The 17,137-nt window shown below is 64.6% G+C and carries 13 protein-coding genes and 2 pseudogenes; 10 read left to right on the top strand and 5 right to left on the bottom strand.

The features are described 5' to 3' along the window. Positions 1-96 precede the first annotated feature (96 nt). A complete protein-coding gene (locus tag TZ03_RS03785; protein WP_051095833.1) occupies positions 97-579 on the top strand; it encodes a glutathione peroxidase in 483 nt (160 codons plus the stop codon). A gap of 151 nt (positions 580-730) precedes the next feature. On the opposite strand, the gene TZ03_RS03780 is transcribed toward TZ03_RS03785, so the two are convergent. Then, positions 731-1,927, bottom strand: coding sequence for a glycosyltransferase family 4 protein (locus tag TZ03_RS03780; RefSeq protein WP_051095832.1), 1,197 nt, complete (start codon positions 1,925-1,927; stop codon positions 731-733). Between the two features lie 157 nt (positions 1,928-2,084). Between TZ03_RS03780 and TZ03_RS31900 the strand changes: the two are divergent. Both TZ03_RS31900 and TZ03_RS31895 read left to right on the top strand, forming a co-directional pair. Beyond that, positions 2,085-2,834: pseudogene (locus tag TZ03_RS31900) on the top strand (PAS domain-containing protein); the annotation flags it as partial. A gap of 156 nt (positions 2,835-2,990) precedes the next feature. Further along, positions 2,991-3,422 (top strand): methyl-accepting chemotaxis protein, encoded by a 432-nt coding sequence (locus tag TZ03_RS31895; RefSeq protein WP_414860301.1) that lies wholly within the window; start codon positions 2,991-2,993, stop codon positions 3,420-3,422. 186 nt (positions 3,423-3,608) lie between these two features. Here the strand turns inward: TZ03_RS31895 and cysZ are convergent, their stop codons facing one another. Beyond that, positions 3,609-4,337, bottom strand: coding sequence for a sulfate transporter CysZ (cysZ, locus tag TZ03_RS03770; RefSeq protein WP_051095830.1), 729 nt, complete (start codon positions 4,335-4,337; stop codon positions 3,609-3,611). A 330-nt stretch (positions 4,338-4,667) separates the two neighbouring features. On the opposite strand from cysZ, the gene trxB reads away from it, so the two are divergent. Next, on the top strand, positions 4,668-5,630 hold the full coding sequence (trxB, locus tag TZ03_RS03765) for a thioredoxin-disulfide reductase (RefSeq protein WP_051095829.1): 963 nt from the start codon (positions 4,668-4,670) through the stop codon (positions 5,628-5,630). Positions 5,631-5,892: 262 nt separating this feature from the next. Here trxB and nadC read toward each other — a convergent pair whose 3' ends face one another. Beyond that, entirely contained in the window at positions 5,893-6,741 is an 849-nt protein-coding gene (gene nadC / locus TZ03_RS03760; protein ID WP_051095828.1) for a carboxylating nicotinate-nucleotide diphosphorylase, read from the bottom strand. A 242-nt stretch (positions 6,742-6,983) separates the two neighbouring features. On the opposite strand from nadC, the gene TZ03_RS03755 reads away from it, so the two are divergent. From TZ03_RS03755 to TZ03_RS31885, 5 genes and pseudogenes are all read left to right on the top strand, one after another. Next, positions 6,984-9,131 (top strand): DUF1631 domain-containing protein, encoded by a 2,148-nt coding sequence (locus TZ03_RS03755; protein ID WP_051095827.1) that lies wholly within the window; start codon positions 6,984-6,986, stop codon positions 9,129-9,131. Between the two features lie 87 nt (positions 9,132-9,218). After that, complete coding sequence (ampD, locus tag TZ03_RS03750) at positions 9,219-9,791, top strand: 1,6-anhydro-N-acetylmuramyl-L-alanine amidase AmpD (RefSeq protein ID WP_051095826.1); 573 nt, start codon at positions 9,219-9,221, stop codon at positions 9,789-9,791. After that, positions 9,788-10,618, top strand: a complete 831-nt coding sequence (gene ampE / locus TZ03_RS03745) for a regulatory signaling modulator protein AmpE (protein WP_051095825.1) — start codon at positions 9,788-9,790, stop codon at positions 10,616-10,618. Before ampD ends, ampE begins: the two co-directional genes overlap by 4 nt. 457 nt (positions 10,619-11,075) lie before the next feature. Beyond that, positions 11,076-12,197 (top strand): annotated as a pseudogene (locus TZ03_RS31890) (HAMP domain-containing protein); the annotation flags it as partial. Positions 12,198-12,239: 42 nt separating this feature from the next. Then, positions 12,240-13,055: a methyl-accepting chemotaxis protein gene (locus TZ03_RS31885; RefSeq protein ID WP_414860300.1), complete on the top strand. Its 816-nt coding sequence runs from the start codon at positions 12,240-12,242 to the stop codon at positions 13,053-13,055. Between the two features lie 3 nt (positions 13,056-13,058). Here TZ03_RS31885 and TZ03_RS03735 read toward each other — a convergent pair whose 3' ends face one another. Both TZ03_RS03735 and cra read right to left on the bottom strand, forming a co-directional pair. After that, a complete protein-coding gene (locus TZ03_RS03735; RefSeq protein ID WP_051095823.1) occupies positions 13,059-13,835 on the bottom strand; it encodes a TatD family hydrolase in 777 nt (258 codons plus the stop codon). A 2-nt stretch (positions 13,836-13,837) separates the two neighbouring features. Next, complete coding sequence (gene cra / locus TZ03_RS03730) at positions 13,838-14,833, bottom strand: catabolite repressor/activator (RefSeq protein ID WP_051095822.1); 996 nt, start codon at positions 14,831-14,833, stop codon at positions 13,838-13,840. Positions 14,834-15,117: 284 nt separating this feature from the next. Between cra and fruB the strand changes: the two genes are divergently transcribed. After that, positions 15,118-17,137 (top strand): fused PTS fructose transporter subunit IIA/HPr protein (gene fruB, locus TZ03_RS03725; protein ID WP_051095821.1); only part of this gene is annotated, 2,020 nt, incomplete at its 3' end.

Here is a 17,137-nt window from a genome sequence, read left to right as displayed (position 1 = left end):
TGCCTTCCTACGGGAGGTGGACGGTTTGGACGAGCGCCTTTTTAGTGGGCGGAATTCGTCTGCGCGGCAATCGGGAACCGGAGAGGGGATTTCATCATGAGTGCATTTCACGACCTGAAATTGGACGCGCTGAACGGCGGGGATCTGCCCCTCGCACCGTTCAAGGGCCAAGTGGTGCTGGTGGTCAACGTAGCCTCCAAGTGTGGTCTCACGCCGCAATACAAGGCCCTGGAGAACCTCTACCAGGTATACAAGGGCAAGGGCTTCAATGTGCTTGGCCTGCCATGCAACCAGTTTGCCGGCCAGGAGCCAGGCAGCGAAAAGGAAATCCAGGAATTCTGCAGTCTCAACTACGGGGTGAGTTTCCCGCTGGGGGCCAAGCTGGAAGTCAACGGGCCGCAGCGCCACTCGCTGTATCGCCTGCTTGCGGGCGAGGGCGCCGAGTTCCCGGGTGACATCACCTGGAACTTCGAGAAGTTTCTGGTGGGTAAGGACGGGCGGGTGCTGGCGCGCTTCTCGCCGCGCACGGCGCCGGACGACCCGGCGGTGGTGCAGGCTATCGAGAAGGCGCTAGCCTGAAGCTTCTTGCGCGGCCCCTCCGTGGGAGCGGCCTTGTGTCGCGATGGGCCGCATAGCGGCCCCCGGATATCAGCGTCGCTGCAACTTTCGAGGGGGCTGCTTTGCAGCCCTATCGCGACACAAGGCCGCTCCCACAGGGATTGCCTAGCCTTCAGCTTCGAGTCTTTAGGGCGATGGTGCCAGCGTCTGCTGGTGAGGCCGCAGCCTGGCTGCGGGCTGCATGCAGATACCCCTCGAACTGCTCGACAATCGCCGGCCAGCCCTGGCGGCTGGCATGCTGGCGGGCATTCAACCGCACCCGACGCAAGGTTTCCTCCTCTTCCAGCAACCAGCAGGCCGAATCGATGAACGCCGCCTGGTCCCCCGGCATGGCCAGCGCACCGCTGTGGCCATGGCGAATATGCTGCGCGGCGGCCGCTTCGTCATAAGCGACCACCGCCAACCCCGAGGCCATGGCTTCGAGCACCACATTGCCAAAGGTTTCGGTCAGGCTCGGGAACAGGAACAGATCACCGCTGGCATAGTGTTCGGCCAGTGCCTCGCCCCGCTGGGTGCCGCAGAACACGGCATCGGCTACCTGTTGTTCGAGGACCGCGCGCTGCGGGCCGTCACCCACCACGATCAGGCGCAGGCGCTGGTGTGGATAAGTCTTCTGCAATGCCTCGAAGCATGGATGCAGCAAGCCAAGGTTCTTTTCCACCGCCAACCGTCCGACATGGAGCACGGCGATGTCGGCCGGGCCAAGCCCCCAGCTCTCGCGCAATGCCTGGCAGCGCCGGGCCGGGTTGAACAGGCAGGCATCTACCCCGCGGGCCAGCAGTTCCAGGCGCTCGAAACCACGGCGTTCAAGCTCCAGGCGCTGGCTGAGGCTGGGCACCAGGGTAATTGCCGTGCGCCGATGGAACCAGCGCAGGTAGTGGGTGAGCAGGCGCGCCAGCAGGCCCAGGCCGTACTGGCCGGAATACTGCGGGAAGTTGGTATGGAAGCCACTGACCACCGCTACCCCCAGGCGTCTTGCCGCGCGCAGCGCACTGAGCCCGAGGGGGCCCTCGGTGGCAATGTACAGCACATCCGGGCGCTGTCGGCGCCAGTGGCGCAACAACTTGTGCATCGACACCTCGCCCCATTGCAAACCCGGATAGCCAGGCAATGCCCAGCCGCGGCACAGCATCAGGTTCGGGTCGTCATGCACTGGCCCTTCACCGGCCTGGCGTGGGCGGACGACCTCGATGGCATGGCCGCGTTGACGTAACCCTTCGCCAAGGCGGCCAAGGGTATTGGCCACACCGTTGATTTCGGGCGGGAAGGTTTCGCTGACCAGGGTAATGCGTAGGGCGGGTGTATTCATGACAAAAAGTTTCCGCCTACTGGGTTGCGCCAATGTGACTGTCGTGTGACGTACAGATGACGCCTGGCCGTCGACGTTTTTGGCTTTGTGAATATTTCCTTTCACGGCACTCAAGAAGGGCGCACCGGCAGCCGATGAAGATGCATTCGACTACCTGATGCGCTCCAGGAGAGCGGTGATGTTCAACAACAAACTCAAGCAAGAAGTCCGGCAACTGCGCGAAGACCTGATGTCCATCGAACAGGTCAAGAGCAGTCTCGACAGCGAGATGCTGGTACTGCAGCTCGACCCTCAGGGACGCATCGAGATGGTCAACGGCAACTTCGAGAGCGAGATGCTCTACCGTGCCGAACAATTGCTTGGACGCAACATCGAGGACATCGTCCCCGCCCATGTGAAGTCGCTGGATTTCTACCAGCGCATGAAAGGCGCGATCAGCCGTGGTGAACACCTGAACGGCGCCTTCCGCCTGCTGCGTGGCAATGGCAAGGAGGCCTGGCTGCGCTCGATCCTGCAGCCGGTCAAGAACAGCGAGGGGCGCATCAAGTACTTCACCCTGCACTCCAGCGACCTCACCCGCACCATCGAGACCTCCCGTGAGCACGAAAGCCTGATCAACGCGCTGATGCGTTCCACCGCCGTGATCGAATTCGATCTCGACGGCATCGTCCTCACCGCCAACGAGCGTTTTCTGGCCACTGTCGGTTACCGCCTGGAACAGATTCGGGGCAAGCATCACCGTATTTTCTGCGAGCCGGAGGAAGCCAACTCGGCAGCCTACCAGGCCTTTTGGGACAAGCTGCGCCGTGGCGAATACGTTGCCGACCGCTTCAAGCGTATCGATGCCCATGGCCGGGTAGTCTGGCTGGAGGCCTCGTACAACCCGATCTTCGATGCTCACGACGTGCTGTACAAGGTGGTCAAGTTCGCCACCGTGATCACCGAACAGGTCAACCAGGAACAGGCGGTGGCCGAGGCGGCGGACGTCGCCTTCAACACCTCGCTGGGCACGGATGCCAGCGCCCGCAAGGCCACCGACGTGGTTACCCAGACCGTCAGCGTGATGCGCGGGCTGGAAGCCTCGATGCAGGAGGCGGCCGAGGGCATCCAGGCGCTGGACACCCAGTCGCGGGTGATTGGCTCGATCATCAAGACCATCAGCGATATTGCCGGGCAGACCAACCTGCTGGCCCTTAACGCCGCCATCGAAGCCGCCCGCGCCGGCGAGCAGGGGCGCGGCTTTGCCGTGGTAGCCGATGAAGTGCGCCAGCTGGCCTCGCGCACCAGCACCGCCACCGAGGAAATTGCCCGGGTGGTGCAGCAGAACGAGCAACTGGCGCAGGCGGCGGTGGCGATCATCGACACCAGCAAGCGCCAGGCCGAGCAAGGGCTGGCGCTGGCCGACGAGACGGGCAGCGTGATTGTCGAGATCCAGGACGGAGCGCAGCGGGTGGTGGATGTGGTGGGGCAGTTTTCCAGCCGGTTGGGGCAGTGAAACCCAGGCTAGGCACGCTCTGCTTTTTTGTGGGAGCGGCCTTGTGTCGCGATAGGGCCGCAGAGCGGCCCCAGGATTTCAGCGCCAATGCACAGATTGCTGGGGCCGCTTTGCGGCCCTATCGCGACACAAGGCCGCTCCCACAGGGGGGCGTGCAAGTCATGCCAATCGCACATGACCCGGGGATCAGCTCCGCTCCCGCACCCAAAACAGCGTGGCCCCAGCCACCGCAGCCGGCATCATCAGCACGTTCACCAGCGGAATCATCAGCGCCAGGTAGGTGATGCCACCAAAGCCCAGCGACTGCCAGCGCTTGGCGCGCAGCCAGGCGAGCATGTCCTGCCAGCTCATCTTGTTGTTGTCCGCCGGGTAGTCGATGTACTGGATCGCCATCATCCACACCCCGAAAATCAGCCACAGCGGCGCGGCCACCACGTTCACCACCGGGATCAGCGACAGGATGAACAGGGCGATGGCCCGTGGCAGGAAGTAGCCCAGTTTGCGCATTTCGCGGCCGAAGGTACGTGGCACCATGGCCATCAGCTCACCCCAACTGAATGCCGGGAAGTTGTCTTCGCCACGCACCACCACCTCGACCTTCTCCGCCAGAAAGCCATTGAACGGCGCGGCAATGACGTTGGCGACCAGGGTGAAGGTGAAGAACACCATCAACACCACCAAGGCGACGAACAGCGGCCAGAGAATGTAGGTAAGAAAGCTCAGCCAACTCGGCAAGGTCGGCATCAAGGCATCCACCCACAGGCTGAACTGGTGACCGGCGAAGTAGATCAGGCCGCCGAACAACAGCAGGTTGACCGCCAGCGGCAGCAGCACGAACAACCGCAGGTTGGGGCTCAGCACCAGTTTCAGGCCTTCGCGCAGGTACTGGGGGCCGGAGAGGACAGGGGCTTGCATCGGAACACTCCGCAGAGAAGAAAACCCGCTGACCTTACCGAGTTTGCCGCGCCGACGAAAGGCGGGTACTGGCCGGGAAACCGGCTGTAACAAAAGCAGCAGGCGTTGGCTATCGATGAAATCGCTGAATAGACGATGCCTATGAGGTGGATTGTCGAAGGATATTTCCTTAATCTTTGCGACCTCGCTACAGTGCGCTCAACTTTCCGCTTTGTGGGCCTGCGCGTTGTAGCCTTCCCCAAGTGCTGCGTGGGTCCTTTTTAACTTTCCAGCTGGCGCAGCCGGTACACCGATGCCGGCCCCTTGCGGCCCGCTCGACAGGAGTTCGACATGTCTGAAGTACGTCATTCGCGCGTCATCATTCTCGGTTCCGGCCCTGCCGGTTACAGCGCTGCGGTGTATGCCGCCCGTGCCAACCTCAAGCCGCTGCTGATCACCGGCATGCAGGCTGGCGGCCAGCTGACCACCACCACCGAAGTCGACAACTGGCCGGGCGACCCCCATGGCCTGACCGGCCCGGCCCTGATGCAGCGCATGCAGGAGCACGCCGAGCGCTTCGAAACCGAAATCGTCTTCGACCACATCAACGCCGTCGACCTGGCCAACAAGCCGTTCACCCTGCAGGGTGACAGCGGCAAGTACACCTGCGACGCGCTGATCGTCGCCACTGGCGCCAGTGCCCGCTACCTGGGCCTGCCGTCGGAAGAAACCTTCATGGGCAAGGGCGTTTCGGCCTGTGCTACCTGCGACGGTTTCTTCTACCGCAACAAGCCGGTCGCCGTGGTTGGCGGCGGCAACACCGCCGTGGAAGAGGCGCTGTACCTGGCCAATATCGCCAGCAAGGTGACCCTGGTGCACCGTCGCGATACCTTCCGTGCCGAGAAGATCCTGGTCGACAAGCTGCACGCCCGTGTGGCCGAAGGCAAGATCGAGCTCAAGCTCAACGCCACCCTGGACGAAGTGCTGGGTGACAACATGGGCGTGACCGGTGCGCGCCTGAAGAACAACGACGGCAGCAGCGACGAGATCAAGGTCGACGGCGTGTTCATCGCCATCGGCCACACCCCGAACACCTCGCTGTTCGAAGGCCAGCTGACCCTGAAAGACGGCTACCTGGTGGTCAATGGTGGCCGTGAAGGCAATGCCACCGCCACCAACGTCGAGGGTGTGTTCGCCGCCGGTGACGTGGCTGACCACGTTTACCGCCAGGCCATCACCTCGGCCGGTGCCGGCTGCATGGCGGCATTGGATGTCGAGCGTTACCTGGACGGGCTGGCCAACGCTTCGTTCTGATTCGCGAAAGGGGCGCAAAGCGCCGCTTAATAAGAAACCGGCCAAATGGCTAATGCCAGTCAGTTAAGCCATTTGGGGCCGCTGTGCGGCCCATCGCCGGCAAGCCAGCTCCCACACGGACTGCGCAAAGCTTGAGATCTGCGCGGTACCTGTGGGAGCTGGCTTGCCGGCGATGGGCTGCACAGCAGCCCCAATGGCTGCCACTAAGGCTTAACTGACTGGCATTGGGCCAAATGGCCGGTTTCTTGTGCCTGCAATCAGCTCACAGGCTCAGGCGCATCGACAGGTCCACCGCCTTCACATCCTTGGTCATGGCACCAATCGAGATGTAATCCACCCCGGTCTCGGCAATCACCCGCAAGGTGGTCTCGTTGACCCCGCCACTGGCCTCCAGCTTGGCCTTGCCGGCGGTAATGCGCACCGCTTCGCGCATTTCATCCAGGTTCAGCTCATCGAGCATGATGATGTCGGCGCCGGCAGCCAGTGCCTGGCGCAGTTCGTCCAGGCTCTCCACCTCGATTTCCACCGGCTTGCCCGGCGCAATGCGGTGCGCCGCCGCCACTGCCTCGGCCACCCCGCCACTGGCGGCGATGTGGTTTTCCTTGATCAGGAAGGCATCGTACAAGCCGATGCGGTGGTTGTCGCAACCACCGCAGGTGACCGCGTACTTCTGCGCCAAACGCAGGCCTGGCAAGGTTTTGCGGGTGTCCAGCAGGCGTACCTGGGTGCCTTCCACCAGGTCGGCCAGGAAGCGTGCACGGGTGGCGACACCCGACAGCATCTGCAGGAAGTTCAGCGCACTGCGCTCACCACTCAGCAACGAACGGGCCGGGCCCTCCAGATGGAACAGCGGCTGATTGGCCGTGGCGCGCTCGCCGTCGGCTACCTGCCAGTGCACCGCTACCCGTGGGTCGAGCTGGCGGAATACCGCATCGACCCAAGCGGTGCCGGCAATCACACAGTCTTCGCGGGTGATGATGGTCGCCTTGGCCAGGCGTTCGGCCGGGATCAACTGCGCGGTGATATCGCCACTGCCGATGTCCTCCAACAGTGCACGGCGCACATTGGCTTCGATTTCAGCGGTCAGGTCGGCAAGGCGTAGGTTCGGCATGGTCGGCTCCACAAGCTAGATGCCCGCGATTATAGGGCAGGGGGCCGGTGTGTACAGCCGCCTTGGCAACGACCTTTGGTCGGCACGAACGAGCAATTCCGGCAAATCAGGGTCATTTGCCAACCAGCGACATGGCGCTGGCAGCTGTGCGCATTTTTATCGATAATAGCGACCAGTATTTGGCGTCATAGCTTTGACGATCTACAGCCCCGTCGGGCGAGACACCCTGCAAGGAGTCCAGGATGCAAAAAGAAGGCAAGGTGGTGCCCCTGGCGGCAGCCATCGACCGAGGTGGACGTACGCCTCTGCCTTGCCTTCCGGTGCTGCTCCTGCAGGTGCGCGACAAGGCCGCATTGCAGTTGCGGCAAGGCCTGCAGGACTTGTTCGCCAACGCCGACGATACCCTGTTCGAAATGGCCGACAAGGCCTTCGACCGCTGTGACCAGCACCTGTACTTCGAGGCCATGCGCGACCTGCGCCTGAAGCGCAAAAGCATCGAGCGTGGTTTTCTCGATATCTTCTATGACACCTTCGCCCGCATTGGCCAGGTAGACCTGCTGGCGCACCTGGTCGAGCCGGGCAAGCTGCGCAGCAAGGCACAATTGGAGCGGGCCGCGGCCATCGACGGCATGGTCGCGCGGGTGCTGTCACGCGACGGCCTCGCGTTGCAGCAACTGGGCCTGCGCTTGCAGGCGCTGCTTGACCGCCCCCTGCATGAACAGCACAACCCGCTGGGGCCCGCCGCGTTATGCGGGTACTTCCTCGACGCCGGCTGCAACCTGGGGGTTGGCCTGCGGGTCAAACTGATCCTGCTCAAGCTGTTCGAGCGTTATGTGCTGCGCGATATCGACGTGATTTACGGCGAAGCCAACCAGTTGCTGGCTGCCGCCGGTGTGCTGCCAGAGCTGCAACCGGCACCGCGTCGGCGCGCCGAAGACCGGCGCATGAGCGTACGCCGAGGGCCGGCAAACCCAGGGCAAGAGGTGGGCGCAGACGCGGCAGGGCAGGCGTTCTTTGCCTCGGTGCAAACGCTGCTGGCACCGCTGCGCGGGCAGTTCGCACCACGGTTGCAGGCGGTGGCTGCTGCCCAGCCGATCAGCACCGCCGACCTGTTGCGCCTGCTGTCGCATTTGCAGCACTACGTGCCTGCCACCCACGAGGCCGACGATTTCGAACTCGACCAGCAGCTCGAACAACTGCTGTTGCGTGTCAGCGTGCGCAGCGGCACGCGTCGGCGCATCGCCGTGGCCGATGAAGACATGATCAACCTGGTTGGCCTGCTGTTCGCCTTCATCCATGACGACGACAACCTGCCGGCCAGCCTGCGTGCGCTACTCGCACGCCTGCATATCCCCCTGCTCAAGGTGGCCCTGCTGGACAGGGGGCTGTTCAGCAGGGCCAGCCACCCGGCGCGCCGGCTGCTCAACGAGATCGCTGGCGCGGCCATTGGCTGGGAGTGCGGCGGCGAAGGCCTGCGCGACAACCTGCACCTGCGGGTGGAGCGTATCGTCCAGCGCCTGCTCGATGATTTTGCCGAAGATGTCGGGCTGTTTGCCGAACTGCTCGACGATTTCCTTGCCTTCGGCCAGGACGAGCGGCGGCGCAACGAACTGCTCGAGCAACGTACCCGCGACGCCGAAGAAGGGCGTGCCCGGGCCCTGCAGGCCAGGCAGCAGGTACAACAGTTGCTCAACCAGCGCCTGCGCGGCCGGGTATTGCCCTTGGTGGTGGTGCAGATGCTGGTGCAGGCCTGGAGCCAAGTGCTGCTACTGGCCTGGTTGAAGCAGGGTGAGGCCTCCCAGGCGTGGCGGGATGCGGTGCAGACCCTGGACCTGCTGCTGGCCAGCATCACCCCGCCGCACGAGCCGCAGGCCTTGCTGCAGCAGGTGCCGGGCCTGCTCAAGGCGCTACGCGATGGCCTGGCCAGCGTGGCCCTGGATTCGCTGGCAACCCGCGAATTCTTCCTGCAACTGGAGCGGTTGCACCTGCGCGCCTGTGCCGCTGGCGCGTCGCAGCCCGACGGCGCGGATCAGCCCCTCGACGAAGTGCTGGTGGGCGAGGACATCGTGCTGGCGATTGCCGAAGAACCCGCCTGTGCGCCACGGCATTTTGCCGACGGCCAGGCTGCGTTGCTGCGGCAGGTGCAGCGCATGCGTATAGGCACCTGGATCGAGGTGCGCGATGAAGAAGGCCCCCTGCGCTGCAAACTGGTGGCGCGCATCGACAGCAGCGACAGGTTGGTGTTCGCCAACCGCACCGGCATGAAAGTGTGCGAGTGGAGCAGTGCAAGCCTGGCCCAGGCACTGCACCGGGGCGAAGTGCGGGTGCTGGATGACGGGCTGTTGTTCGAACGGGCGCTGGCGGCGGCGCTCGACGGGTTGCGGCTGTAGGAGGCAACATTACAATCATTCACATGCAAACGGCGTTGGCGGCAAGGCATACTGTTGCTCTGTTCACGGCGTTTCAGGATTTGCCCCATGCAATTGGACCGTGCCACTGGCTGGTTCCACGGAATCGGAATCACCCACTGCCCTTCGCCGAACTTCAATGCCCGCCCCGAAGGCGAATCGATCTCGTTGCTGGTGATCCACAACATCAGCCTGCCGCCGGCCTGCTTCGGTACGGGCAAGGTTCAGCAATTCTTCCAGAATCGCCTGGACCCCAACGAACACCCTTACTTCGCCAGCATCAACCACCTGACTGTGTCGGCGCACCTGTTCGTCGAGCGTGATGGTGCAGTGACCCAGTTCGTGTCGTTGCTCGACCGTGCCTGGCACGCCGGGGTGTCGTGCTTCGACGGGCGCGAAGGCTGCAACGATTTCTCCATCGGCATCGAGCTGGAGGGTACCGACGACCTGCCCTATACCGATGCCCAGTACGCGGTGCTGGAGCAACTCACCCGGCACATCCGCGGCGCCTGGCCGGCCATCGACCTGCACCGGATCCAGGGCCATAGCGACATAGCCCCGCAACGCAAGACCGACCCGGGCCCGGCCTTCGACTGGTCGCGCTACCGTGAAGCGCTGCAGCACAACGAGGACAAGGCATGAGTTTTCTGGTGTTGTTGCTGGCGCTGTGGGTCGAGAAGTTCTCGGCCCTGCGCCATCAGGTGCAGCGCGATGGGTTCTTCCTCGGCGAACTGGTACGCCTGGAGCGCAGTGGCAAGGTGCACCCCTGGTGGACGCTGGCCATCCTGGTCTTGGCACCGGTAGCGCTGCTGGTGTTGCTGCTGCATGTGCTGGAGCCGGTGGCGTATGGCCTGCTGGCCTTGCCGGTGCACCTGCTGGTACTGGTCTACAGCCTGGGCCGCGGCGATGCCAAGGCATCGCTGGGGCCGTTCCGCGATGCTTGGCGGCGTGGTGACGACCAGGCGGCGCTGCATGTGGCCGAGCGTGACCTGGGCCTGGTGGCCGATGAACCGCACAGCCTGCTGGTGCGGGTGCAGGGTAACTTGCTGTGGCAGGTGTACCAGGGCTTTTTCGCGGTGATCTTCTGGTACTTCGTGCTGGGCCCGGGGGCCGCCCTGGCCTATCGGCTGCTGGCGTTGTGCGGCGAGCACAGCAAGCAGCCGGCGTTGAAGGCCCGTGCCGAACAGCTGCGGCACATCATGGACTGGTTGCCGGTACGCGTGCTGGCATTGAGTTTTGCACTGGTTGGCAACTTCGTGGCGGTAATGCGGGTGATGCTGCACGAGTTGCTCAACTGGCACATCAGCGCCGGGCACCTGGTGGCCAGGGTCGGGCGCATTGCCGATGACATTCCCGAAGAAGAAGACAACCAGCGCGGGCTGGGGCGGCTGGACAGCCTGTGGGAGCTGCTGCTGCGCTGTGCGGTGCTGTGGTATGCCGGGTTTGCCCTGTGGACGGTACTGGTCTGATGCGAGACCAAGCACGTTCTCATAGAACAACTGATTGATTTAGCAGGGGCCTTGTGGGAGCGGGCTTGCCCTAATGCCAGTCAGTTAAGCAATTTGGGGCCGCTCTGCGGCCCTTCGCGGGCACGCCCGCTCCCACAGGTTTGGCGCTGAGCTATGGAAATACGCGGTCCCTGTGGGAGCGGGCTTGCCCGCGAACACCGGCATAGCCGGTGCCAGCCACCGCGTTGGATTCTTCGCGGCGGTTCGAAGCCTCGACATGCCCGCTCCCACAGCCAGCGCAGGCTGCTGCCCTGTGAACGGTACTGGTCTGAGCCCATTCGCGGGCAGCGGTTAACGTTAAGTTACAAACCTCCGATTCGATCTGCGCTATACAAATGGCCTAGTGCTATCTCTGCAGAACAACAAGAATCCATGGAGGTGCCCCGTGAAGCATTTGCTCTATCCGGCCATCGCATTGATGAATCGGCTGAGCTTCGGCAAGAAGTTCAGCCTGATCAGCATCCTGTTCTTCCTGCCCATGCTCGCCACCAGCATTTATCTGATGCGTGATGCCTTGCAGCAATTTCATGTCACCCGCGCTGAACTGCAGGGCATTGGCCCGCTGGGGGACAGCTTGATCCTGCGCGCCGACCTGGAGTCGCTTGGCAACCTGTTGCAGATCAACGCCGTGCTTGGCCAGTCGGGCCAGGCAGGTGACCTGGAGGCGCGTATCGCGGCGTTGCAGGACAAAGTCCAGGCGCAGTTGCAGACGCTGCAGGGGGGCGTGTCGGTACCGCAAGGCAAGCTCGATGAATTGGCGGGGGCGTTTACCAGCGCGCGGGCGGAATCGTCGCTGCAGGCCAAGGTGGCCCTGTTCGATAAGTTACTGGTCCAGGCCCAGATGCTGGGCAAACAGGTGGTGAGCCAGTCCGGCTTGAGCCAGGACAGCCAAGCCTCGGTGCGCCAGTTCAGTGAACTGCTCGGGGTGAGCACGGCACAGGTCACGCAGGTGTTGGGCGAGGGCCGGGCAATGGGCGCCGTTGCGCTGGGACGGGGCTTCCTCGATTCCTCTGCCAGTGCCCGTTTCGAAGACTTGCTGCAACGCCTTGAGCGCCTGGCGGCGGACTATGCCCTGCGGCTGGACGATGTCATGGCCACGGCGCCTGGGGCCAAGGCCGGCTTGGCGGGGGTGGCCGAGACCAGCCAGGCGACGGTCAGGCAGGCCGCGTCCTTGTTCGAAGAGCAGGTGGTGGTGGCGGAAACCCTCGATATGCCCTGGCCAACCTTCTATCAGCAGGTCAGTGAGCTGATGGCGCAGACCTACCGCCTGAACGACGCAGTGCTTACGCACCTGCAGGAGCAGCTGCAGGAGCGGCTTGCCGAGCAGCGCCTGCGCATGTTCGCCTTGGGGGCGGTGTTGGCCGGTGTCCTGGCGCTGATCCTGTACCTCTATGCAGGCTTCTATGTCTCGACCCGGGCCTCCTTGCGTGAGCTGGGCGGTGCCATGGACAAGGTTGCGGCTGGCGACATGACGGTCAGCTTCACCGCGCACAGCCGCGATGAACTGGGCGAGCTGGGGCAGGGGTTCAGCGAAACCGTGCGGCGTATCCGTGGCCTGATCGACCAGGTCGGGCGCACTGTGATGGCGGTCGAGGAGCAGGCCGGGCAGGTGCTGGCGGTGTCGATGCGCAGCAACCAGGCGGTCAGTGGCCAGCGGGAACAGATCGAACAGGTGGCCACGGCGATGAACCAGATGAGCGCTACCGCGCTGGAGGTAGCGCGCAGCGCCACGCTGGCCGCCGATGGTGCGCAGCAGGTCAATCACGAGAGTGCCAATGGCCGTACGCTGGTGGAAAACCAACAGGGCAGCATCGGCCGCCTGGCCGCGGAAATCGACCAGACCGTGCTGGCGATCAACCGGCTGGCAGACGACAGCCAGGCGATTGGCCAGGTGCTCGAGGTGATTCGCAGCATCGCCGAGCAGACCAACCTACTGGCGCTCAACGCGGCCATCGAAGCGGCGAGGGCCGGCGAGCAGGGGCGTGGGTTTGCCGTGGTAGCTGATGAAGTGCGCACCTTGGCCAAGCGTACCCAGGACTCGACGGCGCAGATCGCGCAGATGATCCAGCGCCTGCGCGAAGGCGTGGAGGTGGCCGTGCAGGCAATGGGCAGCAGCCATCAGATGGCCGCGGGAACCGTCGATGAAGCGCGCCAGGTGCAACAGGCGCTGGGCAATATCCTGGGCGCAGTGGGCGGGATCGTCGAGCAGAACCAGCAGATTGCCGCGGCAGTCGAGCAGCAGACCGCGGTGGCGCATGACATTGACCAGAACATCGTCGCGATCAACCGGGCGGCGCAGGACACCACCCAAGGCGCTTGCCAGGCCGAGGATGCCAGCCGGGCGTTGTCGGTTCAGGTGGTGGAGTTGAAGCGCTTGATCGGGGCGTTCAAGGTCTAGGTACTACCAGCCAAAGACCTCACAGGCATTGCGGCTGCTGGCCTCCGCCAGTGTCTCGGCCTCGATGCCCATCAACTGCGCCAGCGCTTCGGCAATCGCTGGCAGGTGCTCGGGGCTGTTGCGCTCGCCGGCAAACATCGCCGGTGCCATGTCTGGCGAGTCGGTCTCCAGCACGATGCTCTCCAGCGGCAAGCGCGGGATGGTCTTGCGCAGGCGCAGGGCTTGCGGCCAGGTCCCCGCGCCGCCCAAGCCGAGGCGGAAGCCAAGCTTGATGTATTCGCGTGCCTCTTCGTAACTGCCGGCGAACGCATGGATCACCCCCGCCCGCGCCGGCTTGTAGCGCTTGAGCGTGGCGATCACCTGGGCATGGCTACGGCGCACGTGCAGCAGGGCGGGCAGTGCGAAGTCGCAGGCCATTTGCAGCTGTGCTTCGAACAGCGCCTGCTGGCGCACCTTGTCCAGGTCTTCGAGGTAGTAGTCCAGGCCGAATTCACCCACGGCGCAAAGCCGCGGGTCGCCGTGCAGGCGCCCGAGCCACTGGCGCAACTGCACCAGGTGCTCCGGGCGATGCTGGTCGAGGTAGATCGGGTGCAAGCCCAGCGCGGCGAACAGGCGCTGATCGGCGCAGGCCATCTCCCACACGCGCTGGAAATTCGCCTGGCACACCCCCAGCACCACCATCCGCTCCACCCCGCGCGCCGCCGCGTTGGCCAGCAGGCGCGGGCGGTCGGCGTCGAAGTCGGGGAAGTCCAGGTGGGTGTGGGTGTCGATCAGGCGCATGTTCAGGCCGCCGTGATGCGCTGCTTGAAGGTGCGGCCGACGGCATGCACGCCGGGTTCGTAGCGTTTCTCCTCGATCGCGGCCAGCGCCAGCTCCAGGGCGGTGGCGGCAATCAGGCCATGCTGCTGGGCCATGGCATTGACCGGCAGCGGCAGGAAGTCGAGCAACTGGTTGTCGCCGAAGGTGCCCAATTGCAGTTGGCGCGAGTCGGCAGGGCGCGCCTGCAGGGTGTCGAACACCCCTTGCAGCAGCACGTACGAGGTGGTCACCAGGGCATCCGGCAGGCCGCCCAGGTCGTCGATCAATTGCTGCATCAGGCGCTGGCCGCAGGCGCGGCTGAAGGCTTCACCCTGGTAACGGCGAACGTCGCCGGTATAGCCTTGCAGGGCTTCGTCGAAGCCGCCGGCACGGGCCTGGCTGACCGACAGCTCGGGGCGTGCACCGATCAGCGCAATGCTGCGCGGGGCGGCGCTCAGCAGGCTGGCAGCCAGTTGGCGGCTGGCGTCGCGATCATCGCTGATCACCGAGCAGAAATGCGCTGGGTCCAGGCGCCGGTCGATGGCGATCACTGGCAGGCCTTTGTCTTGCAGTTCGCGGTAGCTGTCATCTTCCGGAGGCAGGCAGCTGGCGACGAACAGCGCATCGCAACGGCGGGCGCGGAACAGTTGCTGCAACTGGCGCTCGCTGTCGGGCTGGTCGTCGCTGCTGGCGATCAGCAACTGGTAGCCGCGGGCGCGGGCGCCTTGCTCGAGTTGCTTGGCGATGCGGGCGTAGCTGGGGTTCTCCAGATCCGGGAGAATGAAGCCCAGGGTGCGGGTATGCCGGCTGCGCAGGCCAGCGGCCTGCGGGTTGGGTGTGAAGCCGTGGGCCTCGACCACCGCGCGCACCCGCTCGACGGTGCTGCTGCTGATGCGCTGTTGTTCGGCCTTGCCATTGATGACGTAGCTGGCAGTGGTCACGGACACACCGGCCAGACGGGCGATATCGCTGAGTTTCACCGAATTTTCCTTGTTATTACCGGGGCTGGTTGTGGGGCCGGATCGGGTAGTTTGACCCGCTACTGGCGCCACGCGCAGACGACCATTGTCGCAATTGTCCGACAGGATGGGGCTTTTTCCTCGGCAGATTATCGAGTAACGTGGCCGCCTGGTCAGATTAAACGTTTCAGCCGCCGATTTTTCTGCCTCGGCAGCCATCCGTGCAAGGCTGTTGAACTGGCCCTTTACGTGAATTTCACAACAATACTCCAGTACCCGACCGGGAACTGCAAAAGGAGAAGGTCATGCTCGAGCTCGCCAAGGAGCAGATAGCCATGGGCCAGAAGGCCGCCGACAAGGCCGAGGCATTGCGCCTGTTGGCGGACCGGCTGGTCGCTGACGGCCTGGTCGCCGAGGGTTACCTGCAAGGGCTGCAGGCCCGCGAGGGGCAAGGCTCCACCTTCCTTGGCCAGGGCATCGCCATCCCCCATGGCACGCCGCAGACCCGCGACCTGGTGTACGCCACCGGTGTGCGCCTGCTGCAGTTTCCCGAGGGGGTGGACTGGGGCGATGGCCAGATCGTCTACCTGGCCATCGGTATCGCCGCCCGTTCCGACGAGCACCTGCGCCTGCTGCAACTGCTGACCCGCGCCCTGGGCGAGACAGACCTGGCCGAAGCCTTGCGCCGGGCCAGTTCCGCCGAGGCGCTGCTCAAGCTTTTGCAAGGTGCACCCCAGGAGTTGGCGCTGGATGCCCAACTGGTCGGTTTGAACCTGCCGGCCGAAGACTTCGACGAGCTGGCCTGGCGCGGTGCCCGCCTGTTGCAGCGTGCCGACTGCGTCGACAGTGGCTTTGCCGCCGTGCTGCAGCAGGCCGAGCCGCTGCCGTTGGGCGAGGGCCTGTGGTGGCTGCACAGCGAGCGCCAGGTGCGCCAGCCGGGCCTGGCCTTCATCACCCCGCAGCAACCGCTGCGTTACCGCGACCAGCCGCTCAACGGCCTGTTCTGCCTGGCCAGCCTCGGCGCGGCGCACCAGGCCTTGCTCGAACGCTTGTGCGAAGTGCTGATCGAGGGCCGTGGGCAGATGCTCTACCAGGCCACCAGCAGCCGTGCGGTACTGCAAATGCTGGGTGGCGAAGCGCCGTTGGACTGGCCCAGCGCGAGTATCGTGCTGGCCAACCCGCACGGCCTGCATGCCCGCCCGGCCAAGGTGCTGGCGCAGTTGGCCAAAGGCTTCGAGGGGGAAGTCCGGGTACGCCTGGTTGACAGTGCACAGCCGGCGGTGTCGGTAAAGAGCCTGAGCAAGCTGCTCAGCCTCGGCGCCCGCCGTGGCCAGACGCTGGAACTGCTGGCCGAGCCAGGTATCGCCGCCGATGCCTTGCCGGTGTTGCTGGCCGCCATCGAACAGGGCCTGGGTGAAGAGGTGGAACCGCTGGCGCAGAGCAGCGCAGCTGTCGCCAGCGCTGCGCCCGAAGTGCTGCAGGCCCCCGCCGCCGGCAGCCGTATTCACGGTGTGGGCGCTGCCCCCGGCATTGCCAGCGGCCCGGCGCATGTGTGTGTGGAACGCGAATTCGACTACCCCCTGCGCGGTGAGTCGTGCGCCCAGGAGCGGCAAAAGCTGCGCGAGGCCATGGCGAGTGTGAACGGCGAACTGCAGGTTTTGGTCCAGCGCAGCGACAAGGGCATTGGCGAAATTTTCGTCACCCATCAGGAAATGCTCGCCGACCCGGCCCTGAGCGACGATGTCGAGCAGCGCCTGGCCCAGGGTGAAAGCGCTGCGGCGGCGTGGATGGCGGTGATCGAGGCGGCGGCCCGCCAGCAGGAATCGTTGCACGACGCCTTGCTCGCCGAACGCGCCGCCGACCTGCGTGACATTGGCCGCAGGGTACTGGCGCAGTTGTGTGGTGTGCGGGCCCAGGTGGAGCCCGAGCAACCTTACGTACTGGTGATGAGCGAAGTCGGCCCGTCCGATGTCGCTCGGCTAGACCCCAGCCGGGTCGCGGGCATTGTCACTGCCCAAGGTGGCGCCACCGCCCACAGCGCCATTGTCGCCCGTGCCCTGGGCATTCCGGCGGTGGTGGGGGCGGGGGCGGCGATACTGTTGCTGGACAGTGGCACGCCGCTGCTGCTCGATGGCCAGCGCGGCGTGGTCAGCGTGGCACCGCCGGCGGATGAACTGCAACGTGCCCTGGCCGAGCGCGACTTGCGCGAGCAGCGCTTGCAGGCCGCCTGGGCCAACCGCTTCGAGCCGGCCGTCACCCGTGATGGCCACGCCGTCGAGGTGTTCGCCAACATCGGCGAAAGTAGCGGCATCGCCAAGGTGGTGG

This window comes from Pseudomonas sp. 10-1B, assembly GCF_000935045.1.
Lineage (GTDB): Bacteria > Pseudomonadota > Gammaproteobacteria > Pseudomonadales > Pseudomonadaceae > Aquipseudomonas.
The sequence above is the reverse complement of the archived record's forward strand: the minus strand, read 5'-3'. Positions and strand labels throughout refer to the sequence as shown.